Origin of the sequence: Alcaligenes sp. CHO6, assembly GCF_037120595.1 — a bacterium.
Classification (GTDB): Bacteria; Pseudomonadota; Gammaproteobacteria; order Burkholderiales; family Burkholderiaceae_B; genus Alcaligenes; species Alcaligenes ammonioxydans.
On the sequence record NZ_JBANCI010000001.1, the window covers coordinates 1,621,401 to 1,647,601 of the forward strand.

At 58.9% G+C, this 26,201-nt stretch carries 27 protein-coding genes; 22 read left to right on the forward strand and 5 right to left on the reverse strand.

The window, feature by feature from the left end:
• Positions 1 to 6: 6 nt before the first annotated feature.
• Entirely contained in the window at positions 7 to 1,494 is a 1,488-nt protein-coding gene (locus V6936_RS07555) for an SrfA family protein (protein ID WP_336579670.1), read from the reverse strand.
• A gap of 501 nt (positions 1,495 to 1,995) precedes the next feature.
• On the opposite strand from V6936_RS07555, the gene V6936_RS07560 reads away from it, so the two are divergent.
• Together V6936_RS07560 and V6936_RS07565 are read left to right on the forward strand one after the other, a co-directional pair.
• Positions 1,996 to 4,092, forward strand: coding sequence for a PhoX family protein (locus V6936_RS07560; RefSeq protein WP_301607061.1), 2,097 nt, complete (start codon positions 1,996 to 1,998; stop codon positions 4,090 to 4,092).
• Between the two features lie 462 nt (positions 4,093 to 4,554).
• Positions 4,555 to 5,679, forward strand: a complete 1,125-nt coding sequence (locus tag V6936_RS07565) for a FliC/FljB family flagellin (protein WP_301607059.1) — start codon at positions 4,555 to 4,557, stop codon at positions 5,677 to 5,679.
• 463 nt (positions 5,680 to 6,142) lie between these two features.
• On the opposite strand, the gene V6936_RS07570 is transcribed toward V6936_RS07565, so the two are convergent.
• Together V6936_RS07570 and V6936_RS07575 are read right to left on the reverse strand one after the other, a co-directional pair.
• On the reverse strand, positions 6,143 to 6,361 hold the full coding sequence (locus tag V6936_RS07570) for a type II toxin-antitoxin system Phd/YefM family antitoxin (protein ID WP_301607057.1): 219 nt from the start codon (positions 6,359 to 6,361) through the stop codon (positions 6,143 to 6,145).
• A 55-nt stretch (positions 6,362 to 6,416) separates the two neighbouring features.
• Complete coding sequence (locus V6936_RS07575) at positions 6,417 to 7,178, reverse strand: RNA polymerase sigma factor FliA (RefSeq protein WP_219235873.1); 762 nt, start codon at positions 7,176 to 7,178, stop codon at positions 6,417 to 6,419.
• 238 nt (positions 7,179 to 7,416) lie between these two features.
• Between V6936_RS07575 and V6936_RS07580 the strand changes: the two genes are divergently transcribed.
• The 20 genes from V6936_RS07580 to fliR all read left to right on the forward strand — a co-directional run bounded on the left by V6936_RS07580 (position 7,417) and on the right by fliR (position 23,597).
• Positions 7,417 to 7,818: a flagellar protein FlaG gene (locus V6936_RS07580; protein WP_301607055.1), complete on the forward strand. Its 402-nt coding sequence runs from the start codon at positions 7,417 to 7,419 to the stop codon at positions 7,816 to 7,818.
• An 89-nt stretch (positions 7,819 to 7,907) separates the two neighbouring features.
• Complete coding sequence (gene fliD / locus V6936_RS07585; protein WP_003804614.1) at positions 7,908 to 9,302, forward strand: flagellar filament capping protein FliD; 1,395 nt, start codon at positions 7,908 to 7,910, stop codon at positions 9,300 to 9,302.
• A gap of 6 nt (positions 9,303 to 9,308) precedes the next feature.
• Positions 9,309 to 9,740, forward strand: coding sequence for a flagellar export chaperone FliS (gene fliS / locus V6936_RS07590; protein WP_003804615.1), 432 nt, complete (start codon positions 9,309 to 9,311; stop codon positions 9,738 to 9,740).
• Positions 9,741 to 9,818: 78 nt separating this feature from the next.
• Complete coding sequence (locus V6936_RS07595) at positions 9,819 to 10,154, forward strand: flagellar protein FliT (RefSeq protein ID WP_003804618.1); 336 nt, start codon at positions 9,819 to 9,821, stop codon at positions 10,152 to 10,154.
• Positions 10,151 to 11,434 carry a flagellar hook-length control protein FliK gene (locus tag V6936_RS07600; RefSeq protein ID WP_003804620.1) on the forward strand — a complete coding sequence of 428 codons (1,284 nt, stop codon included), beginning with the start codon at positions 10,151 to 10,153 and terminating at the stop codon, positions 11,432 to 11,434. The genes V6936_RS07595 and V6936_RS07600 overlap by 4 nt, the downstream gene beginning before the upstream one ends.
• Entirely contained in the window at positions 11,424 to 11,744 is a 321-nt protein-coding gene (locus V6936_RS07605; protein WP_003804622.1) for an EscU/YscU/HrcU family type III secretion system export apparatus switch protein, read from the forward strand. Before V6936_RS07600 ends, V6936_RS07605 begins: the two co-directional genes overlap by 11 nt.
• A gap of 142 nt (positions 11,745 to 11,886) precedes the next feature.
• Entirely contained in the window at positions 11,887 to 12,222 is a 336-nt protein-coding gene (fliE, locus tag V6936_RS07610; protein WP_003804624.1) for a flagellar hook-basal body complex protein FliE, read from the forward strand.
• Between the two features lie 114 nt (positions 12,223 to 12,336).
• On the forward strand, positions 12,337 to 14,061 hold the full coding sequence (gene fliF, locus V6936_RS07615) for a flagellar basal-body MS-ring/collar protein FliF (protein WP_003804626.1): 1,725 nt from the start codon (positions 12,337 to 12,339) through the stop codon (positions 14,059 to 14,061).
• The gene (gene fliG / locus V6936_RS07620; RefSeq protein WP_039943984.1) at positions 14,048 to 15,058 is read left to right on the forward strand and encodes a flagellar motor switch protein FliG; all 1,011 of its coding nucleotides are present in this window, start codon (positions 14,048 to 14,050) and stop codon (positions 15,056 to 15,058) included. The genes fliF and fliG overlap by 14 nt, the downstream gene beginning before the upstream one ends.
• A 91-nt stretch (positions 15,059 to 15,149) precedes the next feature.
• Positions 15,150 to 15,890, forward strand: a complete 741-nt coding sequence (gene fliH, locus V6936_RS07625) for a flagellar assembly protein FliH (protein WP_336579671.1) — start codon at positions 15,150 to 15,152, stop codon at positions 15,888 to 15,890.
• A complete protein-coding gene (gene fliI, locus V6936_RS07630; protein WP_003804631.1) occupies positions 15,891 to 17,333 on the forward strand; it encodes a flagellar protein export ATPase FliI in 1,443 nt (480 codons plus the stop codon).
• Positions 17,334 to 17,335: 2 nt separating this feature from the next.
• Positions 17,336 to 17,785 (forward strand): flagellar export protein FliJ, encoded by a 450-nt coding sequence (gene fliJ, locus V6936_RS07635; protein WP_003804635.1) that lies wholly within the window; start codon positions 17,336 to 17,338, stop codon positions 17,783 to 17,785.
• 12 nt (positions 17,786 to 17,797) lie between these two features.
• Positions 17,798 to 19,150 carry a flagellar hook-length control protein FliK gene (locus tag V6936_RS07640; protein WP_301607047.1) on the forward strand — a complete coding sequence of 451 codons (1,353 nt, stop codon included), beginning with the start codon at positions 17,798 to 17,800 and terminating at the stop codon, positions 19,148 to 19,150.
• A 212-nt stretch (positions 19,151 to 19,362) separates the two neighbouring features.
• Positions 19,363 to 19,848 (forward strand): flagellar basal body-associated FliL family protein, encoded by a 486-nt coding sequence (locus V6936_RS07645; protein WP_230406276.1) that lies wholly within the window; start codon positions 19,363 to 19,365, stop codon positions 19,846 to 19,848.
• Positions 19,849 to 20,856: a flagellar motor switch protein FliM gene (gene fliM / locus V6936_RS07650; protein WP_003804642.1), complete on the forward strand. Its 1,008-nt coding sequence runs from the start codon at positions 19,849 to 19,851 to the stop codon at positions 20,854 to 20,856.
• Positions 20,853 to 21,356, forward strand: coding sequence for a flagellar motor switch protein FliN (gene fliN / locus V6936_RS07655; RefSeq protein WP_003804644.1), 504 nt, complete (start codon positions 20,853 to 20,855; stop codon positions 21,354 to 21,356). The genes fliM and fliN overlap by 4 nt, the downstream gene beginning before the upstream one ends.
• Before the next feature lie 30 nt (positions 21,357 to 21,386).
• A complete protein-coding gene (fliO, locus tag V6936_RS07660; protein ID WP_003804646.1) occupies positions 21,387 to 21,662 on the forward strand; it encodes a flagellar biosynthetic protein FliO in 276 nt (91 codons plus the stop codon).
• Between the two features lie 7 nt (positions 21,663 to 21,669).
• A complete protein-coding gene (fliP, locus tag V6936_RS07665) occupies positions 21,670 to 22,440 on the forward strand; it encodes a flagellar type III secretion system pore protein FliP (protein ID WP_039944016.1) in 771 nt (256 codons plus the stop codon).
• A 9-nt stretch (positions 22,441 to 22,449) separates the two neighbouring features.
• Positions 22,450 to 22,719 carry a flagellar biosynthesis protein FliQ gene (gene fliQ, locus V6936_RS07670; RefSeq protein WP_003804652.1) on the forward strand — a complete coding sequence of 90 codons (270 nt, stop codon included), beginning with the start codon at positions 22,450 to 22,452 and terminating at the stop codon, positions 22,717 to 22,719.
• A 92-nt stretch (positions 22,720 to 22,811) separates the two neighbouring features.
• The gene (gene fliR, locus V6936_RS07675; RefSeq protein ID WP_039943987.1) at positions 22,812 to 23,597 is read left to right on the forward strand and encodes a flagellar biosynthetic protein FliR; all 786 of its coding nucleotides are present in this window, start codon (positions 22,812 to 22,814) and stop codon (positions 23,595 to 23,597) included.
• Here the strand turns inward: fliR and V6936_RS07680 are convergent.
• Both V6936_RS07680 and V6936_RS07685 read right to left on the reverse strand, forming a co-directional pair.
• Positions 23,594 to 24,283, reverse strand: a complete 690-nt coding sequence (locus tag V6936_RS07680; protein ID WP_059317901.1) for a 3'-5' exonuclease — start codon at positions 24,281 to 24,283, stop codon at positions 23,594 to 23,596. The genes fliR and V6936_RS07680 overlap by 4 nt on opposite strands.
• Positions 24,280 to 26,190, reverse strand: coding sequence for a DUF294 nucleotidyltransferase-like domain-containing protein (locus V6936_RS07685; RefSeq protein ID WP_240209346.1), 1,911 nt, complete (start codon positions 26,188 to 26,190; stop codon positions 24,280 to 24,282). Before V6936_RS07685 ends, V6936_RS07680 begins: the two co-directional genes overlap by 4 nt.
• Between the last annotated feature and the right edge of the window lie 11 nt (positions 26,191 to 26,201).

Here is a 26,201-nt window from a genome sequence, read left to right on the forward strand (position 1 = left end):
CACTCATCATTCGGATTGCTGCAAGATCAGAGGAAAGGCATTGGAGCCGTACATGCCCGCGCACTGGGCGGCAGCTCCTGCGGCACCGGGATCACACACAATCTTGGGCATATCGTAGGCCGCATTGTCAGTACATTTGGCGGCGGAATTAGCATTCAAGATCAGACGGCCCTGATCGGCCAAGGCCGACACAGGAGCCTCGCACTGCACGCCGTCCCCGCGCTTGATCTGCACATGGCCTGCACCGTCTTTCAATTGATATTGCAGTTGCACGGGTTTACCGGTCTGACTGTCCTGCACTCCCATGCGGGCGGCCCATTGGCCGTTAAGGAAATCCATCTTGCCCGTTTGCAAGGCATCGGGCGGCACCACCAGAGAACCGGGGGGAACTGCCGCAGACGTTGCAGGGCTAGTCGGATTGGCATCCAGAGTCGGAGGCGCGGCAGGATCGGCAGGCGGGTTGGCAGGCCCGTCTGGCAACTGCGGCGGCTGGGGATGGGCATGCGCGTTCGCGGCCGGATCAGTTGGCGGCGCAGCATCCAGAGCCTGGCCTCCCTCTGGAGCACCCGGCACGACAGGAACGCCCGTTCCCGGAGCAACAGCGTCAGGCGCCCTTACCCCTGGAGCCATACCCGAGCCTGGCGCGCCCGGTACCACGGGCACCGAGCCTGCCGTAACACGCCCCGTCGCATCGACACGAGCATTGGGCAGCAGAACGCCCGTATCCAGCGTGGGCAAGGACCAACCCAGCCAGTTACGCACTTTCTCGGGCAGGTAGCTGCCGACACTGGAACTCAACGACGCCACAGGGGTATTGGGCACAAGGGGCGTCGAACACCAGCGCAAGCCAAACAGGAGCAAGGCCAGCAGCAGCAATAAGGCCAGCAAACGCCACCACCAGCGGGACCACCAGCTTGCAGCCACGGGAGCCACCACCGGAGGCACGGCGGGCTCGACTGGCGGCAGCGGGGCAGGCACGACGGCAGGCGCCACCTGAGGAGCGGGTCTCAAGGGTAGCAAGGGATCTTGGGTTTGGTCCGCTCCGTGGTGCAAAAAGCCCCAGAAGGTCAGAACGGGCTTGCCGTTGACCAGATAGACAAAGTTTTCATCCGGGAAATACAGAACACGGCGCAGCAGACTGGAGAACAGGGCCTTGTCGCCCAAGGCGTTCTTTTCCTGCTCATCGGCGTCCACAGCAGGCGTCATCTCGTCCAGCCTGGCCTGAAAAGCCGTTAATTGTTTCAGGCCTTCCTCACGTTCCTGCGCCGTTGCTGCCGTCCAAGGCACCACCTGACCTGGGATCGGGCTGTACCAGTCCAGTGTGGAGCCTGTTTCATTGCTTTGCGGAATCGCCATATGATCGGCAACATGGCCGGCCCGACGGCGCAAAGCTTCTCGTAACTGTAAAGCGGAGCGAAATACCGGTCGGCCGCCCTCACCTAAAGCCATGAAAGCATCGGCACGGCCACTGCGCAGTAAAACCCCTTGCTTCATTGAGTTCCCGAATAAAAAAAAGAAACATAGTACAACAAATAGCTACTTCCACCGCCTCAGGAAAATGCCCAGTCATAGGGCGTGCCCAGGGAGAAAAAACCCCTTTAAGGGTTTTGAAAAAACCGGAACCAAAAAGAACGGAAAGTCGTTTTGATACTGAGCGACCAATTAAAGAGGGTAATAAAACCGCCTACCTTTCGGCCCTGCTGATAAAAATGTACGCCGTCGTACGCAAATCAACATTGACCCTGCAGAAATAAGCGCCGCCTTGACTTACTAATCAGAATTAGACCCTGCCGCCCCCAGTTTCAGTCCGTGGAAAAAGGCCAAAAAAAAGGACTGGTCACGCGCATCCAGCCCGCCAACCCGCGCTATGACCCGATCTGCGGCACGTTTGCCGGCCAGACCCCGGCAACATTCCGGCCTTTGTCATAGACCTTTCACGTTGACCGACTAGGATGAGCGCTACCCCCTAACTCAGCCTTGGCGCTATTCATCACTATGAGCAAACATATCTCCGACAAGACTGTACGTAACGCCAGTCAGAACACCCCTTTTAGCGAAATTCTGGAACGAAGCCTGTCTCGCCGTGCCGTCATGCGCGGAGGCCTGGCCGCTGCGCTGGCCACCATGACCGGCTTTGGCCTGGCTGGCTGTGACAGCAACAGCACCGGCAGCAGCTCGTCCGATAGCGGCAGTGGCCAGACCCCTACCCCAAGCCCCAATCCTGATCCAGAACCACCGGCAAAGCTCAAACTGGGGTTTGAGTCCCTGCCCACTTCCATGACAGATGGCTGTGTTGTGCCTCCCGGCTATACCGCCCATGTGCTGGCCCCGTGGGGAACGCCCATTAACGACAACGCCTTGCCCTGGGACCAAAACGGCAACAACAGCTCCAGTGATCTGCTCAACTCCATGGGCATGCACCATGACGGCATGCACTTTTTCCCACTGGAAGGCAGCTCCACTGAGGGCTTGCTGGCCGTCAACCACGAATATATTGACGCCAATGCCCTGCACCCCAATGGCCCGACCCTGGTCGATGGCAAACGGCCTGCCGAGGAAGTGCGCAAGGAAATCAATGCCCATGGCGTAGCGATCATCCACATTCGTCGCGACCAGGGCCGCTGGGACATCGTCCAGAACTCGCGTTACAACCGTCGCTTCACCTCCGCCACCCCCATGAAGCTGGCCGGCCCCATCGGCGGCACGGACTGGACCAAAACGCCTTTTTCGCCCAACGGCACGCAAGTGCGTGGCACCAACAATAACTGCGGTAACGGCACGACCCCCTGGGGCACTTACATCACCGCCGAAGAGAACTGGGCCGCCTGCTTTGTAAACACTGGCAATCGTGATGCAGCCCAATTACGCGTGGGCGTATCGGCTGGTCCAACTGGCCGCTACAAATGGGAAACCGCCGCCAAGGACCCTTCGGAAGTCCTGGGCGAATTCGCCCGCTTTAACGTGACCGCAACAGGCGCCAGCGCCACCGAGGACTGGCGCAACGAAGTCAACGGTTTTGGCTATCTGGTCGAGATCGACCCTTACGACCCCAGCAGCATTGCCACCAAGCGCACCTCCATGGGTCGCTTCGCCCACGAAGGCTGTGCCTACAGCAAGCCTGAAGCCGGCAAACCCCTGGCTTTCTATAGTGGCGACGATTCGCGCTTTGAATACGTTTACCGCTTCGTGTCCGAAGCCAACTGGGACCCGAAAGACGCCCAGCGCACGGATCGCCTGGCCGTGGGCGCCAAGTATCTGGACAAGGGCACCTTGTATGTCGCCCGCTTCAACGAAGACGGTTCGGGCGAATGGCTAGCCCTGACAGGAACAACGGTTGGCAAAAATGGGCGCACGCTGGCTCAAGAGTTTGGCAGCCTCGATGCCATCCTGATCAACACACGCGGTGCCGCTGACTTTGTGGGTGCCACCCCGATGGATCGCCCCGAGTGGACCGCCACCCACCCAAGCAACGGCGACGTCTACCTGACGCTGACCAACAACACCAGCCGCAATGCCTCTACGGGCACCAACCCGGCCAACCCACGTCTGAACAACGTAAACGGCCACGTGATTCGCTGGCACGACGAGGCAGACTCGAACAAATTCAAGTGGGACATTTTTGTGTTCGGCTCGGATGCCGGTGCGGATGCGGACACCAACCTTTCTGGCCTGACGGATCTGAACCAACTGGCCAGCCCGGACGGCCTGGCTTTTGACAGCCGGGGCATCCTCTGGATCCAGACGGACAATGGCATCGATGGTGGACGTAAAAACAATGTCGCCCGCGCCACCAACGACCAGATGCTGGCCGTTATCCCCGGCGCCCTGGCTGACAGCACAGGTACCGGTCCGGCCATCAACGCCTCCAATCAGGCCGAGCTGCGCCGCTTCTTTGTGGGGCCCAATGAAGCCGAGATCACCGGTTTTGCCATGACCCCGGATCACACCAGCCTGTTCCTGAACATTCAGCACCCCTCGAACTGGCCCGCTTATGACACGCAGGACGCCACCGTCGTCAGCATGAACACGGTACGTCCACGTTCTTCGACCGTGGTGATCCAGCGTACGGACGGCAAGCCCATTGCCGTGTAAGCACCAGGGCGGATCAGGGGTTTGAATCCGCCTGATTGAGTGTCATGCTCAATTTTTTCCATGCGGGGCCGTCAATCGATGGCCCCGTCTGCTTTTGAGCACGACGCCATTCAGACAAAACCACGGGTTTGGATGCTGGGGCACGGAGCCAGTTGCTCCATTTTCGAGCAGCGACCAGGGAAAAATCGGGCTTGAGGGCCAGAGCACGACAGCAAGCCGGCTGCTCAGCACACCGGAGCACCCTGCTTGAAGCCGCGGCAATCAAGGCGTGAAGGCCACGTGAAGAAAATTTTCTCAACAGGCCCCTAAAGAGTTTTTCACCCCTTCCGTTAATGTTGCTGTACAGGAAGAACGCAGTGTGTCGAATGCGCGATCAGCCCCCTGGGGCCTAGCAGAACGCCAACGCTTTCCTGGGCAAAGGGCGAAACCGTTTCGCCGCTCTACTCAACATTGGGAGTTACCATGTCTGTTATCAATACGAACTCGCTTTCCCTCGTTGCCCAAGGCAATCTGAGCAAATCGCAAGGCGCACTGGGTCAAGCCATTGAGCGTCTGTCCTCCGGCCTGCGCATCAACAGCGCCAAGGACGACGCTGCTGGTCAAGCGATTGCTAACCGCTTCACGGCCAACATCAAGGGTCTGACGCAAGCTACGCGTAACGCCAACGATGGTATCTCCATCGCTCAAACGACTGAAGGTGCACTGAACGAAATTAACAATAACTTGCAGCGCGTGCGAGAACTGTCGGTTCAAGCGGCCAACGGCTCCAACTCTCAATCAGATCTAGATTCGATTCAAGGCGAAATTACGCAGCGCCTGAAAGAAATCGATCGTGTGTCTACCCAAACGCAATTTAACGGTGTACACGTATTGGCTCAGAAAGATCGCAATCTTGATATTCAAGTAGGTGCCCATGACGGTCAGACGATTACGCTGAAGTTGGATAAGATTGATTCGAAGGAACTCGGCCTCTCAGCGCTTGCAATCAACGGCCCTCAAGGCGCTGTCAGCACTGCTACTGCATCTACCATCAATGCTGTCAAAGGCACAAACAATGCTGGGACGGTAACGGTTACTGCACCTACCGGCGTAGCGGATCTGGGTACTACTCCTCCGGCTGCTGCAACCCTGATGCAAGACACCAAAGGAAATCTTTGGGCAGAAGTTACTGCGACAGCAGGTGCTACACGCGATGGAATCGCTTCAGGCGACAAACTTTACGTCGCGGTGACTGCAGCTGACCTCACTGTTGATGGAACCACTGGAGCAGTAACTGTAGCTGCAAAGAATTTCACTAGTGCAGTAAAAGTAACTGCTAAGCCGCTGGACGCTATTGATACAGCGTTGCAAAAAGTGGATTCGCTTCGCAGTGACCTCGGTGCAATTCAAAACCGCTTCCAGTCCACCATTGCTAACCTGAGCAACACGGTCACCAACCTGTCCGCAGCTCGGTCGCGTATCGAAGACGCCGACTACGCAGTCGAAGTCTCCAACATGACTCGCGCTCAGATCCTGCAACAGGCTGGCACGTCGGTACTGGCACAGGCTAACCAAGTGCCACAAACTGTACTGTCGCTGCTGCGTTAATTGACGCTGCCGAACCATTCACTTTGAATTAACAAGCGAAGTGAATGCACGACAAAAAGCCAGCCCAATAACGGGCTGGCTTTTTTCCATCTGAATCAACACGACAGGACATCACAGAGAAGTCAGACTGCAATTGCCGCCTGCTCGACACTTAGTCCAAATCCTCACTTTATCGCTGAATAGCAGCGCAGTACACTGCCATGCCCTCCCTCCTGTTTACCGCCAAGAACAGAACCACCAGAACATCATCCTCAACGGTATAAACAAGACGATAGCCCTGCTTGAGGCAGCTTGATTTTGTAGCAGTTCAACAAATCGCCTCGCAAGGCGGACCCGACACATGCACTGTATCCAGTCTTTTGCGAAGCAGACTTTTGAAGGTGGTTTTAACGCTTCCATCCAGCCGCTCACACTCCCGCAACGCTTCGGGCACGAACTTTAAGTTGTATTTATGGGCTGTCTCTCAGAGCTGCTCAAGACCAACCTCGACCGCCGTATCTTTGACCGCCAGCCATTGACGCACCAACTCATCCAAATCCCGGTTAGCCATTTCCTCGACCAACGACTCACACAAGCGAGGCGTCACCATATAAAAGGCGGGTCGGTTATGGCTCAATACGGCAACAGGCTTTTCTCCAGCCGTGCGCAATACCTGTGCCGGGTTCTTCTTGAACTCGGACATGCTAATAGAATAATCAGTCAAAAAAGTGGAAGATTAGCAGCCGGTAGGCGCAGGCTTACAAAAGTACCTGAAACTCCGCACTGTCAGAAATAGCGTCCCACTTGTCTTTTGCCAGGCAGGCACGGATACGGGCTACGGCCTGGCTACGAAGTTGAGACACCCGACCTTCGGTGACCCCCAGCACCAATGCAATTTCTTTCTGGTTCAAGTCTTGCTCAAATTGCAGCGCAAAAAGCAGTTTTTCACGCTCGGGCAGTTGATCGATGGCGGTAATCAAGGCTTGTCGTAGTCCCTGGGAGGTCAACAGGTTCAAGGGGTTGTCAAAGTATGCCTGCTCCCGCGAATTGTCCTCCAGAAACTCCAGCGCATCGGCTGATGGGTCAGCGTGGCGTTTCAGGTCTTCGTAGTGAATCACCTGAACCCCCACTGCCTCGTCCAGCAGCTCGTAGTAATCGTCCATGCTCATGGACAGGGCTTGGGCAATTTCCGACTCGGTGGGCTCACGCAACAGTTCCTGACGCAAGGTGCTGACGGCTACTTCAATCTGACGAGCTTTGGTGCGCACACTGCGCGGCAACCAGTCCTGACTGCGTAATTCGTCCAGCATGGCCCCGCGGATACGGGTCACGGCGTAGGTTTCAAATTGGGCCTCGGCCACCACCTGGTAGCGGCGTACGGCATCGAGCAGGCCCATCATGCCCGCTTGCATCAGATCATCCAGCTCGACACTGGGAGGCAGGCGCGACACAAGCTGAAGCGCCTGGCGGCGCACCAGTGGGGCGTACTGCTCAACCAGGACGTCTTCTGAACGAGGCATGGACAGGCACGAATCCGGACAATAAAGATGGGGCTATTTTGCCTGCCACTCCTGCCACACAGTCCCCAAATCAAACTGTCTTTCGCCATCTTGTTCAGGCTTTAAACGGGCCTGACCGGGCCAAAAGCCAAAATACCTCCTAAAGATACGCGCGTGGGTGCCGTAATTGGAGCGTTACAGGTGCCAAGCCCTGCCATGCTCTTGCGGCCTGCCACCAAGCCCCTTCTGGAGTGATGTCATGATCAACTCAGTTTCATCTCAAACGACGGCCTTGGTGCCCCTGGCTTCCCCGGTGGAACAAAACCCTGGCACCCCCCTGCCGTCAGCAGCCACGACAGTGACGCCTGCCAAGGAAACCGGTACGGATACCCAGTTGCAGCAGCGCTGGCCCGACAAGCGCGAACCCCTGCCCGGCATGGTCAACACGCTGGACGACACGCTGGAGCAGATCAACAACTCCCTGCAGGCCTGGTCCACGGGCATTCGCTTTGATATGGATGACGAGGCGCAGCGACTGGTAGTTTCGATCGTGGACAACACGACCGGCGAGGTACTGCGCACCGTGCCGTCCGACGCGGTTATCCAGATTGCCAAAATGATCGTTCAGTTGCAGGGCAACGCCGTCAGCGTGAAGGTTTAAAAACCAAACTGGCATCGAAACGTCCCATTGACATGGGCTTTGCGCGCGGCATATTCGCGACAAAATAGGACACTACAGGAGTATTTGATATGGCTATTTCTTCAATCGGTATTGGCTCAGGCCTGAAGCTGGATGAGTTACTGGAAGACCTGCGAAAAGCAGAGAATGTCTCCCTGACCGCTATTCAGAATCGCCAAATCGAAAATGTGAGTCGGATCTCCGCTTACGGCAAACTCAAGGCGTCTATTACTGCCCTGCAAAGCGCAGGAAAAACACTCAATGACCCAAGTCTATACGGGGCAGTAAAAGTCAAGGCCGCAGGCGACGGTATCTCTGTCACAGGAAACAACAAGGCGACCCCTGGCCAGTACAGTATTGTGGTCGAACAGCTTGCCAGCAAACACTCACTGAGTACTGGCAAAATAAGTGATCGCACAACCCCACTCGGTATTGATGGAAAAGTAACCATTACCCTGCAAAATGGAACAGCACATACCTTGGATTTGACTGGCAAGGACACCTCTTTGCAGGGAGTCATGCAAGCGGTCAATGCTGACCCTAAACTAGGCGTTACGGCGACTATCATTAATAACGGTGATCCCGATCGCCCCTATCAATTAGTTTTAACCGCCTCCGAAACCGGAGAGCAGGCTTCTATCCAGTCTATTTCTGTAGACGAAAATGCTAATCTGGACGGTCTGCTTTCTTTTACAGCAGCCACTGAAAGCAGCCCTGCTCAAGGGATGAAACAACTGAGTGAAGCCGTCAACGCCAAAGCCACTATTAATGGCATTGACATCATCAGTCAAAGCAATACCCTGAAAGACACTGTAGAAGGTCTGGAGATCACTCTCAACAAAGCCAGTTCAGACGCGATCAGCCTGGATGTGACACGAGACGACAGCATCCCAAGCAAGGCTATTTCAGACTTCGTTGGAGCTTATAACGCCTTAAATAGTACGATTCGCTCACTGACCTCCTACGATGTCGAAAACAAAAAAGGCTCTGCCTTAACGGGCGACTCCATGCCCCGCCGGATTCAGTCCAGCTTACGTTCCACATTGAACATTCCAACTACTGAGGGAAATTTACGCTCCCTAGCCTCCATGGGTATCACGGCTGACCCAAAGACAGGAGACTTGGTCGTTGATGACAAGAAACTGGCAACTGCGCTGAAAGATAATATGGCCGATGTCCAACGCCTGTTTGTTGGTGAGGATGCTCTTGGAAACCGTATTAACAAAGCAGCGGATGAATACGTCAAAAAAGGCGGTTTTATCGACAATGCAACCGACGGCGCTGACAAAATTGGGAAAACCCTTGAAAAACAAGCCATTGCCACTGCCGAACGTATAGACAACAAGATTGAGGCTTATCGTAAGCAATTTATTCAGTTAGACAGAATGGTGAACCAAATGAAAGGCACCAGCGATTACCTCACCCAGCAGTTGTCCATGCTGGGCAATATGAACAGCAATAAATAAACCCCTATGAGCTATCCTGCCCCTTCCCGTCGCTTTGGCCAACAATCGGTTCGCACCTACGCCCAGGTAGGCCTGGAAACCGAGGTCCTGAGCGCCAGTCCCGAACATCTGATTACCCTGTTGTTCAACGGCGCGCGCACAGCCATGTTGCAAGCCCGTCTACACATGGAACAAGGCAATATTGCCGGGCGGGGGCAATCCTTATCGAAGGCCATCGATATCGTCGATAGCGGGCTGAAAATGGCTGTCGATACCGAAAAGGGCGGAGAGCTGGCTCGCAATCTGGTCGCAACCTATGACTTGATCCTGCACAACCTGATGCTGGCCAATCTTCGCAATGACGCGGAAAAGCTGACGCTGGCCGAACGTATGCTGACCGATATTGCCGATGCCTGGCGCAGCAATGTTGACACCCAACGTGCCAAGCAGCCAGCTTGACTCCGGGGCTCGCAGACCAGAGCGCGTCTCTGATCCGCACCTCCAACCTCCTTTGCGCCTTTTGCGCCTGGTACGAACATGAGCGATACCTCTAACCCGATCGTCGACCAATATCAAATAATCGCCGGCATCACCCGTCACATGCTGGAGCTTGCCCAATCAGCACGCTGGGAGGATGTGTTTGAGCAATCCGAACACTATCAACTCGCCGTGGAAAAACTCAAAAACATGGAAGATCTGTCTGCAACCGAAAAGCAGGCACGTCGTCAGCTGCTGACGCAGATTCTGGCCGATGACGCCCAGATCCGTCACCTGGCCACCCCGGAACTGAGCCGGCTGGGCGCCCTGCTGGGCAATATGAAACGCCAGCAAACGGTATTGCAAGCGTACTACAGCCCTAGCGTTCATCCATGAGCATTGGCGGCCCCTCCCCCTTGGGGACGCTGCTTATTCAGCGGCTGGATGCCGTTCTGGGTATCAGCACAGGACAGCAAAGCAATATCGCCACGGGCGCCCGACCGGATGCGATCAGCCAGACACCGGGCAGTCAACGCGCCGAGCGCCTTGAAAATCAGACCGCGCGAGATCAACGCCAAAGCGTAGATCAGGCTCGTGCCCACACCCAGGGTCGCGACAGCCGGAATCTGCGTACACAAACCGGTCAAAGCCTGACCGATCCGGCCCTGACTGCACGCGGCCCCAATACGAGCACCACCAGTTCAGCCCCGACAACGTTGGGACGCACCGCTCAACTGATTCTTTCCCTGCTGGAGCGCTTTCCGGATCGAACGCCCGCCATTCAGGGCAGACAGGCCTTATTGTCCAGCCACCCTACACTGCAAGCAGACGCCAGCGAAGCCGCCCGCCCCGGCACCGATGGTCAGGCAGGTGGACGCGCCGGCATGGCACAAACGGCCACCAGCACCACGGCCACCCTGACTCAGCAAGGGCTGCCCTTGCCCGGCAGCAGCGCAACGGGAGGTGCCCACACGGGGCCAGGCGCGACGGCTGGCGGCACGGCCGGCACACCCGCAAACCCCGCAGGCCTGTCCGGCACCGGGACGGCGGCCACGGGCACGACGGCCACCGGAGCCCTGCCCACCGGCAGCACGGCCGCACTGGCGCAACACTTCGCCCAGGCGTTACCCCAGGCCCTGCAACACAGCGGCTTGTTTTACGAGTCTCACCTCAGTGATCTGCACTTTGGTCAACGTAGCGTCAGCGAACTGCAGCTGGAACCACAAAATCAGCACCGCCCTTCGGCCGAACCGGCACCCGCCCACAGCCCTGCCAGCCAAACGCCCTCCTCTGCCCCGGACCCGGCCAACAGCCTGCTGCTGCGCCAGCAACTGGACACACTGGCCCACCAGAGTCTGCAATGGCAGGGCCAGGCCTGGCCAGAGGCGGAGATGGATTGGAGCGTTCAGCGTCACGAAGCCCAATCAGACGAAGAGACAGAGCACTGGTCCAGCACCGTGCGACTGGACCTGCCCACCCTGGGCCCGATCACCCTGCGCCTCAATCTTTTGAATCAGCAGTTGCTGGTCCATATCCAGGCCGAGCAGTCCGCTCCCTACCTGGACGAGCACAGCCTGCCCTTGCGTGAACGCCTGCAGGGCCAGGGCCTGATTCTGAGCCAGTTGCAGATCGAGGCTGACCCGACCCTGCCGCAGGACCTGCCCGATGAAGCCTGATTCACCGACCCATCGTCCGCAGGCCCTGGCCTTGCGCTACGACCCCAAGGATGGGGCTCCGCGCGTAGTCGCCAAAGGCTACGGCACCCTGGCTGAAAAAATCATCGAAACGGCCCGGGAGCATAACCTGTACGTCCACGAGTCCCCCGAGCTGGTGGGCCTGCTGATGCAAGTGGACCTGGACCGTCATATTCCTCCCCAGCTCTATCAGGCCGTCGCCGAATTGCTGGCCTGGCTGTATGCGCTGGAACAAGGCCATCCCCAAGCCACACAAGCCTTGCAGGCCTTGCACGATGCCTCAAAACCTTGATGCCCTCGTTTAGAAGGGCTGAAAAGCCCCTGTTTTTGGGCTTAGATACCCTGCTTAGCCTCGCGTTCAAAACGTTACATTAAGCACGGCAAGCTGCCCGCACCTGTGCGTGCAGCCCATCCTGACTTTCTGGCAAGCGAACATGTCGATTTCCAATCTCTCCAGCATTGAAAACCTTTTGGCCCAGATGCGCGCTGTCGCGCAGGCTGCCGGGGCTTCCAGTTCTGTGTCCTCCCCGGCCAGCAGCGCTGCGCCTGGGGGCTTTGCCGCCGAGCTGGCACGCTCCTTGAACCGGGTGTCACAGGCGCAAAACGAGGCCAGCGCTCAGGCCCAGGCCTTTGAAATGGGCGAGCCCGGAATCTCCTTGAATGACGTGATGATTGACCTGCAAAAAGCTAGCGTTGGCTTTCAGGCCACCGTCCAGGTACGCAACCGCTTAGTGGCCGCCTACCAAGAAATTGCCAGTATGCCGGTGTAAGCGCCTGATCCTTTCATGCCCGCCGCCCTTTCCCTTAATGCTGCCTGAGCACGTCCTGATTTGAACTCCCCTGATTCCATGCAGAACCCTGCCTCTGCCTCACCAAGGTCATCCATGAGTCAGACAGCACAGATGCTGAATAAAATTCCTGGCTACGACACGCTGCGCACCCTGCCCAAGACGGCATTGATCGGGCTGGGCGCGGCTCTGATCGCCCTGATTGTCGCCATCCTGATGTGGAGCCGTGGCCCAACCTACCAGGTTCTGTTCTCCAATCTGGACGACCGTGATGGCGGCGCCATCGTCTCGGCCCTGGGCCAGATGAATGTGCCTTACCAATTCAACACGAACGGCACTGCGATTCTGGTTCCTGAGGATCGGGTCCACGATGTGCGCATGCAAATGGCCTCGCAAGGTTTGCCGCGCAGCGGCAATGCCGGTTTCGAGCTGCTGGATCAAAGCCGCTTTGGGGCCAGCCAGTTCACGGAGCAAGTCACGTATCAGCGGGCGCTGGAAGGCGAACTGGCCAACTCCATCAAGGCCGTGCATGCCGTCAAGGAAGCCCGGGTTCACCTGGCCATGCCACGTGAGACCTTGTTTGTACGCGATCGCCAGTCGCCCACCGCCTCGGTGGTGCTGTCGCTCTACCCCGGCCGCGATCTGAGTGAGGGTCAGGTCTCGGCCATCAGTTGGCTGATCTCCTCCAGCGTGCCCAATCTGCAAGCCGACAAGGTCTCCATCATCGACCAGAATGGTCGTTTGCTCACCGCACCCGCGGGAGAGATGGGCGCGGACAATCAGCAGCGCAACTTTGTCAACGACATCGAGTACCGCGCCGTACAACGTATTCTGACCTTGCTGAACCCGCTGGTGGGCCCGGGCAATGTGCGTGCACAAGTGACCGCCGAGGTGGACTTCTCACGGCGCGAACAGACCTCCGAGGTCTACAAGCCCAATCAGCAACCTGGCCAGGCAGCGGTACGCAGCCAGCAGACCAGTTCCTCCCTGCAACGCAATCCGCAACAGCCCCAGGGCGTTCCCGGTGCCCTGAGCAATCAGGCCCCCAACAATGCCACGGCCAATCTGGTCAACCCGCCAGCCGCTCCCACTCAGCCACAAGCGCCCGCTGCCGCCGGTAATGACACGGCCGCAACTAACACGACACAGACGGCCGATGCCGCTGCCAGCACGGACCCTTCACTGGTTTCCCTGGCCGAGCAGGCCCGTCTTTTGCAAAACACCGGTAATGCGCGCAACGACTCCACCGTCAACTATGAAGTGGACCGCACGATCAGCCACGTCAAAGGGCCCATGGGCCAGCTAAGCCGTCTGTCGGTGGCCGTGGTGGTGAACTATCGCAACACCGACAAGGACAACCAGCCGCTGGACCAGGAAGAACTGGACAAAATCCGCGATCTGGTCAAACAGGCCGTAGGCTACTCGGCTGAGCGAGGCGACAGCCTGAGCGTGGTGAACGGTCAGTTCAACGAGCAAGGCGATATTGATACCCCCTTCTGGAAAAATCCGGAGTACCGAGAGCTGGCCATGGAATTGATCAAGTATGTGGTCTTTGCATTCATTCTGTTCATGGCGTGGCGCATCGTCATCAACCCCATCGTCCAGGGCCTGATTCAGGCCAAGGCGGTGGCGGATGCCCGCGTCGAGCGTCAGAAAGAGGATGCCGCTCGTGAGCATGCCGCTGAACAGCGCGCTGCTGAAATGAGCCGTTACGAAGAGAATCTGAACACCGCCCGCAAGCTGGCTCACGACGATCCACGCGCCGTGGCTATGGTGTTGCGCTCCTGGTTAAACAAAGATGAAAAAAATGAAAACGGCTAAACCGGACGACTCCATCGAACGCAGTGCGATTTTGATGATGTCCTTGGGGGAAGATGCCGCTGCCGAAGTGTTTCGTCACCTCTCGCCCCGTGAAGTGCAGCAGCTCAGTACGGCAATGGCCTCCTTGAAGCAGCTGACCCGTGCCGATATGGACGAGGCGCTGGAGAGTTTTCGTCAGGAAGCCGACCAGTTCATGGCCGTGGCGCTGGATTCAAACGCCTATATCCGCTCGGTATTGACCAAAGCGCTGGGCTCGGACCGTGCCGCTGGCCTGATCGAGGACTTGCTGGAGAACGGCGAAGGCGCCAGCAGCGGTATTGACGCCCTGAACTGGCTGGACGCCTCCAGCGTGGCCGAGCTGATTGCCGACGAGCACCCGCAAATTATCGCCACCATTCTGGTACACCTGGAACGTGACCGTGCCGCCGATATTCTGGGACACATCCCGGATCGCCTGCGTGACGATGTGGTCTTGCGCATTGCCACCTTTGGCGGCGTACAGCCTACCGCGCTGAACGAGCTGACCGAAGTGTTGAACGGCATCTTGTCCGGCCAGGGCGCCAAACGCAGCAAGATGGGCGGGCCGCGCACGGCAGCAGAGATGCTGAACTACATGAACGCCAGCCTGGAAGAGTCCGTACTGACCAGCCTGCGCGGCATGGATGCCGACCTGACCCAGCGCATCGTGGACGAAATGTTCGTGTTCGAGAACCTGGCCGATGTGGAAGACATCGCTATCCAGTTGCTGCTCAAGGAAATCGAAACTTCTGCACTGACTATCGCCCTCAAAGGCGCGCCCGAAGAGCTGCGCGACAAGTTCTTTCGCAACATGTCCAACCGTGCCGCCGAAATGTTGCGCGAGGATATCGACGCCCAGGGCCCGATCCGCATGTCCAAGGTGGAGCAGGAGCAAAAAGCCATTGTGCAGGTGGCACGCCGTCTGGCCGAAGCCGGCCAGATCACACTGGGTGGCCTGAGCGGGGACGAGTATGTCTAGGATGGCCGTGTCTGAACAGGCCCGGCTGGCGTGGGCCGTTTGTTTTTTGCGTCCGGCCTTGGCGCACGGCGCTGGTCAAGGGGGCCTATAGATGCCCAGCCATCGCAAAGCCTCGGCGTACTCAGAGCTGCAGGACAGTTGGACCCGCTGGCAGATGCAAGGGCTCGATGACCCGGCCCCTGCCAACGAGCCGCAAGAACCAGAATTTGTGCCTCCCACCCAGGAAGAGCTGCAACGCGAACTGGACGAGCAGCGCAGTCAGGCACAGGAAGAAGGCCATCAGCAAGGCTATCAGGCTGGTTTCTATCAAGGTCACGCAGCAGGACTGGCTGCGGGCCAGGAAAGCGGCCATGCCCTGGGTTATGAGGCCGGCATCAGCGCCGGCATGGCCAAGGCGCAAGAACAAATCGATCAGTACATCAAGGAATTTGTTGCCCTGAACCAGAACTGCGCCCAATCCATCGAAATGATGAATCAGGAAATGGGGCAGGCGCTGATTCAGCTGGCCACCCGCATTGCCGAGCATGTCTTGCAAAGCACCATCACCTCCGAGCCCGGCCGCATCCGCGATCTGGTCGCCGAGGTGCTGCGCAGCGATCCCGGTGATACCAGCGCCCTGGAACTGAGCCTGCACCCGGACGACATCAGTCTGGTGCGTGAATTTCTGATTGAACAGGGCGAGCCCCGCGCCTGGCGCCTGCAGGAAGATGCCCAGCTGCAACGTGGCGAATGTCGAGTGCGCTCCAGCTACGGCGATATCGACGCGACCTTTGCAACCCGCTGGAAACGGGCACTGGCCAGCCTGGGCTTAGCGGTCCCCTCGGAGCCCTGAATGGTCCCTGCCAAGCTGGCCCCCACCCCCGAACGCTGGCGTGCCCAACTGCTATCGGCGCAACAACGGGTACAAGCGATCGAGCCCAGTTTGCGCAGCGGCCGTGTCGTGCGCGCCACCGGTCTGGTGCTGGAAGCCACAGGTTTGAAACTGGCAGTAGGTGCCGCCTGTAAAGTGGAGCTGTCTGCCGCCCAGAATATCTGGGCAGAAGCCGAGGTTGTGGGCTTTGAGGGCCGGTCCCTGTACCTGATGCCCCTGAGCGAAATTTCAGGCCTGCCGCCAGGGGCACGCGTGGTGCCCGTCGAGGCCCAACTGCAGCCCCCCGTTCCCCTGCCCGACTCCGATCAACCCGACAGGCTGCCTGCCCAGGCCCGCTCTCGCCACGTTCCGGTTGGCCCGGGGCTGCTGGGCCGGGTCGTGGACGGCAGCGGCAACCCGCTGGACGGCCTGGGTCCGATCGACGCCCAATCCTGCGTCCCGCTCAGCCACACCACACCCAACCCGCTCAAGCGCAGCCCGATCGACACGGTGCTGGATGTCGGCGTGCGCGCCATCAATGGTCTGCTCACCGTCGGTCGTGGTCAGCGCATGGGGCTGTTTGCCGGCTCCGGTGTAGGCAAGAGTGTGCTCCTGGGCATGATGGCGCGCTACACCCAGGCCGACATTATTGTCGTCGGCCTGATTGGCGAACGGGGCCGAGAAGTCAAGGAATTCATTGAGCACAACCTGGGCGAGGAAGGTCTGCAACGCTCGGTAGTGGTCGCTGCCCCGGCTGACGTCTCTCCCCTGCTACGTTTACAAGGCGCGGTCTATGCCACCCGTCTGGCCGAGTTTTTTCGCGATGAGGGCAAAAATGTCCTGTTGATCATGGACTCGCTGACGCGCTATGCGATGGCGCAGCGCGAGATCGCCTTGGCGATCGGCGAGCCGCCCGCTACCAAAGGCTACCCCCCTTCGGTATTTGCCAAACTGCCCGCACTGGTGGAACGCGCCGGTAATGGCGAACCGAATGCGCAGGGCCGTTGCGGCTCAATCACGGCGTTTTACACCGTGCTGACCGAGGGCGACGACCAGCAGGACCCGATTGCCGACTCGGCCCGAGCAATCCTGGACGGCCATATTGTGCTGTCGCGCAGTCTGGCCGAAACCGGCCACTACCCTGCCATTGATATTGAAGCCTCCATTTCGCGGGTCATGCCCAGCATCGTGGACCCTGAGCAAGTCAAGATGGTGCACCGTTTCAAGGGTCTGCTCTCCAGCTATCAACGCAACCGCGACCTGATTGCGGTGGGCGCCTACACCCGGGGCAACGACCCGGCCATTGACCAGGCCATTGATCGCTACCCTTGGCTAGAAGCCTACCTGCGCCAGGGCATGCAGCAACGTGTGGATATGCCACGCGCCTTTGATGAGTTGAATGCCGTTTTAAATAGCGAGCAATAAGCATGAAAGCCAACGCCTCCTTACATACGCTGGTCGATCTCAGTCAGAATCAGGTTGACGACGCCGCCCGTCAGTTGCAGGAACTGCGCACGCAGCGCGATGCGGCCCAATCGCAACTGGAAATGCTGCAAACCTATCGACAGGACTATGCCCAGCGCCTGCTCAATGTGGGTCAGGCGGGGGTAACCATGGCGAACTATCACAATTTCCGCCGCTTTATCGTGACATTGGACCAGGCCATTTCCCAGCAAAATAGTGTTATCCATGCGCTGGAAGAGAAGATGGAACAGGGACGACAGATCTGGTATGGCCACCAGCAACGCCTGAAAGCCTATGAAACCCTGATCGATCGTCGTCTCCAGACTCAACACGTCCAGCAGCAAAGAATGGAACAACGAAACAGCGACGAAATCGCTGCTCGTCTCTTTACCCGCAGCCAGACCGCCTATTAAACAAGCGCCGCCATGACTTCGCCCACTCTTTCGGTTTTACCTGCGGCTCCTGCCGCACCCTCGGCCCCCGTCGCCCCTACGGCCGGGCCTGCGGCTGCGCACGCGCCCAAGGACGAAGGCTTTGCCCAGCATCTGCAAACTCAACAGCAACACGTGCAAGGCAAAGGGGCTGGCAAGACAGGGACCGCTGCCAGACAGGACCACACTCACACCCAGGCTCTCGCACGCAGCCCCAAACAGGCTGAGACAGTAGCCGGGCCAGCGGGGGCCAGTGAGCTGGACACCCTGAACACAGACCCGGCCTTGATGATCGCCGATCAGAGCGACCTGGAGCTGGACACCGAGGCACCGGCCGATAGCGGCCTGCCCGCAATGGCCTTGTCCATTCTGTCGCAAGTGCAAGCCATCAAGAACAGCAAAACCGAGATCAAAGCAGCGCAGACAGAGCGCACGCTACCTGTGACCGCCGCCCACACGCGCCAGACTCTGGCCGCCGAGCTGAGCAGTACCCGCGCCGCAGCCGTGGCGACCCCCTTGGAAACCACTGCGGCGCAAGCAGATGTTGACCTGAGTGCTGAACTGGCCTTGCCCAAATCCCTTGAGAACAGTAATCCGCTGGCTGCCACCCCCGTCCGCAAAGCGGCTGTCAATGCGGCCCACGTCGTAATCGACACCGCATTTAACACCAAGCTCGTCGCGAGCACAGCGTCGTCTCAAGCTCATCTGATGGATGACGCTTCAGCGTCTCTGGTGGCCCTGGGTCGACACATGGCGGAGGATGCTCGTGCAGGCGTGAACCTGAATCTGCCCGCTCTGGATGCGTCCTTGCTGGCCCAACTGAGCGCCACGCCCGGCACGCTCCCGGCTAACAGTCCCGCCGCCTTACCCAGCGCAATGACGCTGGCCATTGCCACACCGGTTCAATCCCCTGAATGGGGCGCTGCCATGGGACGCCAGATGATTACACTGGCCCAGCAAGCCCAAGGCAGCATTCAAAGTGCTGATATCCGCCTGGACCCGCCGGAACTGGGCCCCCTGCGCATTACTTTGCAGATGCAGGACGGCATGGCCCACGCCATGATTACCTCACCCCACGCCCAAGTGCGTCAGGCCCTGGAGCAGTCCCTGCAACAACTGCAACAGCAGTTCGCGGAAAACGGCCTGACTCTGGGCCAGGCGGACGTGGGTGACCAGCACGCCTCGCATGAGGCCTTTCGCGAGCAATTGGTAGCCCAAGGCAGCCAGGGCGAGCAAACCGCCTTCAGCCTGAACACGGTGGCATCCCCAGAGGAGACCGACCTCTTGGTGAACCGCAGCGCTACCCGCTCGCTGAACCCGGATGCGCTGGTTGATACCTTCGCCTGACTCCCAGCCCCACGGACCGCCCGGCAAAAAGCATGATTAAGCTCGAAAAGCAGCGTCTATTCGCCGGGCCTGTCCTGTCTGACCTCCGGCACAATAGCTCAGGCATGCAGTCAGGCTCAGGCCAGACATGCGTTTGTCTGTTTGTCATACGCTAGAAAATACATCGCTCACATCACATGGCCCGAAAAGCACCCACCAAACTTGCACGCCTGATGAAAACCGGTCTGCTGGTTCTGTTTATTATCGCCGCTAGCGTGGGCGCAACCCTGTACTACTCCTGGCAACAAAGCAGCCCGCCTGCGTGGTTGGCCTGGGCAGAAAAAGGCCAGTCGGTTGAAGCCGCTCCTGCCCCTGACGAGCCTGCCGCCGTCAAGATCAACGCTAAGCCCATTTTTGCGCCGCTGGACCCGTTCACCGTCACCCTGAACGAGAATGGCCGCTCGCGCATTCTGTATGTGGGCATCACCTTGCGCGTTCAGGATGATGGTTCGCGCGCCATGTTGGTGGAGTACATGCCCATGGTTCGTGACCGGGTGCTCAAGATCCTGGCTGAACAGCGTCCCACCTACATCCAGACTTCCGAAGGGCGTCAAGCCTTGGTTGCACAGCTGAGCGCGGGCCTGAAAGAGCCCTACCCGCCCAATCCTGCTGTTCCGCACATCAATGATGTCCTGTTCACCGCCTTTGTCATCCAATAAATGTCGTATCAGAGCTTCTTATCCCAAGACGAAGTCGATGCACTGCTGGCCGGTGTTACCGGCGAAGGCGCTGACACCAAGCCCCTGAATGAAAACCTCTCTGGCGTGCGGGCCTATGACCTGACCTCGCCAGATCGGGTGGTGCGCCACCGCATGCAAACGCTGGAGCTGATCAACGAGCGCTTTGCCCGTCGGCTGCGCTCGACCATGCTCAGCTTCATGCGCCGTAACGCCGACATTACCGTCGGCTCCATTCGCATTCAGAAGTACTCGGACTTCGAGCGCAACCTGCCCGTGCCCAGCAACCTGAACATGGTTGCCTTAAAGCCCCTGCGTGGCGTGTCGCTGTTCACCTACGACCCAAACCTGGTCTTTCTGATTATCGACAGCCTGTTTGGTGGCCATGGCCGCTACAACACGCGTGTGGAAGGTCGCGACTTCACCACCACAGAACAACGCATTATCCAGCGTTTGCTGACCCTGACCCTGGAGAGCTATTGCGGCGCCTGGGAGACGATCTACCCGCTTGAGGCGGAGTACATGCGCTCGGAAATGCACACCAAGTTTGCCAGCATCAGCAGCAGCAACGATATCGTGGTGGTGACCTCGTTCAATATTGAATTCGGCGCCCAAGGCGGCAATCTGAACATCTGCCTGCCCTACTCCATGATCGAGCCGGTGCGCGACCTGTTGACGCGCCCCTTGCAAGACAAGGGCACCGATGCCATCGACCAGCGCTGGACCCAGCAGCTCTCGCGCCAGGTGCGCAGCGCCGAAGTCGAGCTGATTGCCAACTTTGTCAATATCGACATGACCATTGCCGAGCTCACTCAGCTCAAGGTCAATGATGTGTTGCCCATTGACATCCCCACTCTAATTGAAGCCCACGTGGATGGGGTGCCGGTTCTGGAATGCCAGTATGGCACTTCCGGCGGCCGTTACTCCCTGCGGGTAGAAAACATCCTGGCCACCAACGACAGCGATTTGACTAAAGGTAAGTCCCTATGAGCGACCCTCACAACCCTAACGACCGGTCTGCGCCCGAGGACGACTGGGCAGCCGCGATGGCTGAGCAACAGGCCGGCACCCAAAGCAGCACCCAGGCCCAAGGTCTGGAACAGCCCCTGGAAGATGACTGGGCCTCGGCCCTGGCCGAGCAAAGCGCGGCTACGCCGGTGCACGAACCCAGCCCGGCCAGCAATCTGTTCCCCCCCATGGAACCGGCCCAGAACACGGCAACCACCGATATCGACATGATTATGGACATCCCCGTCCAGCTGTCGGTAGAGCTGGGTCGCACCCGCCTGACCATCAAGAATATTCTGCAACTGGGCCAGGGCTCGGTCGTGGAGCTGGACGGCCTGGCCGGCGAGCCCCTGGATATTTATGTGAACGGCTACCTCATCGCCCAGGGTGAAGTGGTGGTCGTAGACGACAAGTACGGGATTCGCGTCACCGATATTGTGACGCCCTCGGACCGTATCCAGCGACTGAACGGGCGTCGCTAGAACATGGAACAAGCCCAGCTCGTCAGAATCATGCTTAGCCTGCTGCTGGTTGTGGGCCTGATTCTGGCAGCAGCCTGGGTGGCCCGCCGCGGCGGGCTGCTCAGGAATCAGAATCAGCAACGCATCAAGATTCTTGACAACCGGCGTCTGGGCCCGCGCAGCAGCGTCGCCCTGATCCGGATTGACGAGCGCGAAATTCTGATTGGCATCACTCCCCAGCAGATCAGCCTGTTGCACACACAGGCGTCTGCCAGCCCCGAGGCAGATTTCCAGACCCATCTGGACCAGCACCGTGCGCCCCGCTGAACGCATCATGACTGCATTTTCATCCCCTGCCCGAGCACACGTCAGTATCGCTCTGCTTCTGGCTCTGATCTGCCTGTTCCTGCCTTCCCAGGCCGTGGGGCAGGCCATTCCGGCCATCACCAGCACCGCGGGCCCGAACGGTTCGCAAACCTGGTCGCTCAGCATCCAGACCCTGGCCATGCTGACCATGATGTCCTTTCTGCCGGCGGCCCTGCTGATGATGACCGGCTTTACCCGTGTCATTATCGTGTTGGGCCTGCTGCGCAATGCCATGGGCACGGGGACAGCGCCACCCAATACGGTGCTGGTGGGTCTGGCTCTGTTTCTGACCTTCTTCGTGATGTCGCCGGTGTTTGACCAGGTGTATCAGGACGCCTACAAGCCGCTGTCGGAAAACAAGATCAGCTTTGAGGCGGCCCTGGAGCAAGGCGCTCAGCCCCTGAAAACCTTTATGCTGCATCAGACCCGCGAAGCCGACTTGAAATTGTTTGGCGATATGGCGGGCGTGGGCGAGCTGCAAACGCCCGAAGAAGTTCCCTTGCGTGTGCTGGTGCCCGCCTTTGTCACCAGCGAACTGAAAACCGCTTTCCAGATCGGTTTTACGATCTTCATTCCCTTTCTGATCATCGACCTGGTCATTGCCAGCGTGCTGATGTCCTTAGGGATGATGATGGTCCCGCCCGTGACCATTTCGCTGCCCTTTAAGCTCATGCTGTTTGTACTGGCCGACGGCTGGCATTTACTGCTGGGTTCGCTGGCCCGCAGCTTCTATCAATAAAGGACCGCCATGACTCCCGAAACCGTCATGTCCATGACCTATACCGCCTTGAAACTGGCTCTGTCCATGGCCGGCCCCATGCTGATCGTGGTGCTGGTCGTGGGTCTGGGCATCAGTATCTTCCAGGCGGCCACCCAGATCAATGAAATGACGTTGTCGTTCATCCCCAAGCTGCTGGCCATGGGCATTACCGTAGTGCTGCTGGGCCCATGGTTGATCAACAATATGGTCGACTATATGCAGGGCCTGCTACGCGGCATTCCCGGCCTGGTCAATTAGGACAGGCCGGAGCGAGGAGGCTGCCGTGAGCCCACCACCATGTGTCTGGCAAGGCGCACGGCCTTGTCAGACCCGCAGGCCCCAGGCGCACCGTGCTTGACCTGAACTCCGCCCAGCTCCATGCCTGGCTGAACGCCTTTCTGTGGCCGTTCATCCGCATTCTGGCCACCCTGGCGACAGTTCCTTTTTTCAGTGAATCCGCCATTCCCAAACGCGCCAAGATCGGGCTGGGTTTTATCCTCGCTCTGATCGTAGCGCCCTCGCTGCCCCCACTGCCTGATCTGCCCACCGCCTCGTACGAGGCTTTGCTGATTGCGGCGCAACAAGTGTTTATCGGCGTCGCGCTGGGGCTGACCATGCGCATCGTATTCGCAGCGGTACAGACAGCGGGCGAGTTCATCGGGCTGCAGATGGGCCTGTCCTTCGCCTCCTTCTTTGATCCGGCCACGGGCGCCAATACCGCCGTGCTGTCGCGGCTGCTGAACGTGATTGCGGTGCTGACTTTTCTGGCCCTGAACGGTCATCTGCTTTTGCTGGGTGTGCTGGTGCGCACGTTCCACGTATTGCCCATCGGTGCAGACCTGAACATCAATGGCTGGGGGGCATTGCTGGATTGGAGCAGCGAGTTGTGGGTGTCAGGCATGCTGCTGGCCCTGCCGCTGATTATTGTGCTTCTGACCATTAACCTGGCCTTCGGCATCTTGAACCGTACCGCCCAACAACTGACGATTTTTGCGGTGGGTTTTCCGATTACGCTGACCATCGGCCTGACCTTGCTGGTCGTGGTGATCCCGCAAACCACGCCCTTTCTCGCCCAGTTGTTCAACTCCGGCTACGAAGCCATGATGCGGGTTGCCCTCGGGCTGGCTGGCCCTTAAAAGGCATGGGCCTGGCGCTGCTTGTGCGCCTGCATCAGACGCCGGGCCTGGCCCAGCGTCAGGACACCTTTTTGTTTGGCACGTCCAATCAACAACTGCATCAACTGGGCGCTGATCAACGCGTCTCCCAGGGCATCATGCCGCTCACTGACCGGCAGACCACAATACCGCAGACAATCATCCAGGCCCAGTCGACGACCACGCCATTCGGGCAGCAGACACGCTGCCAGTTCAGCCAGATCCAGGGCCAGAGGCCGGGCCTGTTGCACACCGGCCTGAGGCCAGGCACGGTCCAGAAATGCCAGATCAAAATCGGCATCCCAGGCGACCCAGACCGAGTTTTCCGAATAACGGGCAAAGTCACGCATGAGCTGCGGCAAGGGTTCACCTTTTTCCTGCAGCTGCGGACTGATCTCATGAATCAGCAGACTCTCTGGACTGCGTTCGCCGTGTGCGCGCACCAGACCGGCCCACACATTGCCCAGGGCAATCGAGCCCCGCTCCAGTCGTACTGCGCCCATTTGCACAATATGGTGGCGTTTGGGTTCCAGCCCGCTGGTTTCCAGGTCCAACACGGTAAATGCCGCTTCGTCCCATGTGAGCTCATCCACCCCGCTCCAGGACAGGGAGGGGCTACGGGCGGCGAAGGAAGCGCGTCGCCAGGGGAGCCAAGAGAGCAATTTCATAAGCGGTACCGGAACGCCAGAATACGCTGGGCACGACGCACTTGTGACAAGGCCTCGCGCAAGACGCGGGCATCCAGTGCGCCCAAGCTGCCCAGACGCACCAGATTGTCCGGCTCCTGGCCTTGTTGCAACTGCGTCTGATGATGTTGCAAACGCAGCAACTGCAAATAACGGTAGGCCTCGCGCAGGCCCTCCGACTCCTCTGCGCTAAAGACGCCACGCTGGGTCAACACCGCCAACCTGTCCATGGACGAAGGCAACTCACAGCCGTGGGCCAGCGCCAGCACGCGCAACACATCCACCATCGGGGCCAATGCCTGCTTCTTGATATCCAGCTTGTCATCGCCCTGCCCCATCAAGGCCTCCAAACGACTGCGCTTTTTGCCACTGGGAATGCGGGTTTGACAGGTGCTTTGAGCCAGCATGCGCTGAAACACCGGATTATCGTTCACCATGCCCAGCACGCGCCGCTGCAGACGTTGCAACAGGCTGGTCTGCCCCCAGATGCTCCGGCAGTCAAAATAAATCGTGGACTCAAGCAACTGCTCGGGTGCCGGCCGCTCGATCATGATCTGAAAACGATGTAACCATTCCGCTTCGGAAAGACATAGCTCAGGGTTGCTGGCCATGATATTGCCCGTACACCAGGCCATGCCGCAACGGTCCAGAGCCTCGTTGACCCGACGCGCAAACGGCAGGAGCAAGGCCCGGTAGGCGTTGGCCTGCTCCGGCGAGCTGGCGCTAAATAAAATGCCATTATCCTGGTCGGTGTGGCGGGTCTGCTCACCCCGGGCCTGGCTGCCAAAGGCCAGCCAGCAAAACTCGATGCCATCCAGCCCCGAGCCGGGCAAAGACAGTTCGATCGTGCGCTGAACCGTATGGTCATTCAAACGCGTAATTACGGCTGTCAGTTGCTCAGAGCGCGCACCGTGGGCCAGCATGGCATCGACCAGTCGGCCAATATCGGCTTGCAAGCGCACCAGCCCGGACACATCCTGGGCGCAACGCAAGGCACGCGACAGGTGGACCAGATCGACGCGCTGCAAGGAGAACACATCGCGCTCGGACACCATGCCCACCACTTTATGATCCTGAACCAGGCAGACATGACCGATCTGATGCTCGACCATCAACAGCGCCGCATCAAACGCCGAAGCCTGAGGCGCAAGCCAGACCGGGTCCGGCGTCATGATTTCCGACATGGCCTGACCTGGATCGTATTGGCCTCCAGCCACCAGACGGCGCAGATCGCGCAAGGTGAAGATCCCCAACAGATGCTGATCGGCATTGACCACGACCATGCTGCTGACCTGCCGCTCGTGCATGTCTTTGACGGCCTGCTCGACCGGACAATCAGGCAGACAACTGAGCAGTCCCCGTTCTGTCAGGGACTGCAGACTCATGTCCAAGGTATAACTGGCCCCCAGATCGGCACTGGCGCTTTTCTGAGCGCTGCGCCAGACCGAAGCCAGCAAACTGCTGGTGCCGCGGAGACAATAATCCCGAAACGGTTCGCTGATGCTCAACAGATGCGCAACGGCCTCACCGGCCACACACAAGGTGAAACAGTCTTCCTGTACCTGGTAGGCGCTCTCCAGCGCTTGCCCGGACACCAGCTCACGCACTGGCAGCAGGTCTCCTTCCACATACTCCTGGGTTTCGCCGTGCGCCTGGGTGCCGATCTGTCCCTGGCGAACAAGATAGAGCTGATCGACGCGCGCGCCCTGCTCCAACAGCACCTGCCCGGCCGAGAAAAACCGGAGCTCACTATGTTCGATCAGGTAATCGCAGTGCTGCGCCTGCATCTGATCAAAAGGTGGGTAAGCAATCAACCAGGCCAAGATGCCGGGCGCTTTCTGGCGCACCGCCGTCTTGGCCACGGATTCACCGGGAATCGCGAAGGACATGGGCGTCTCTG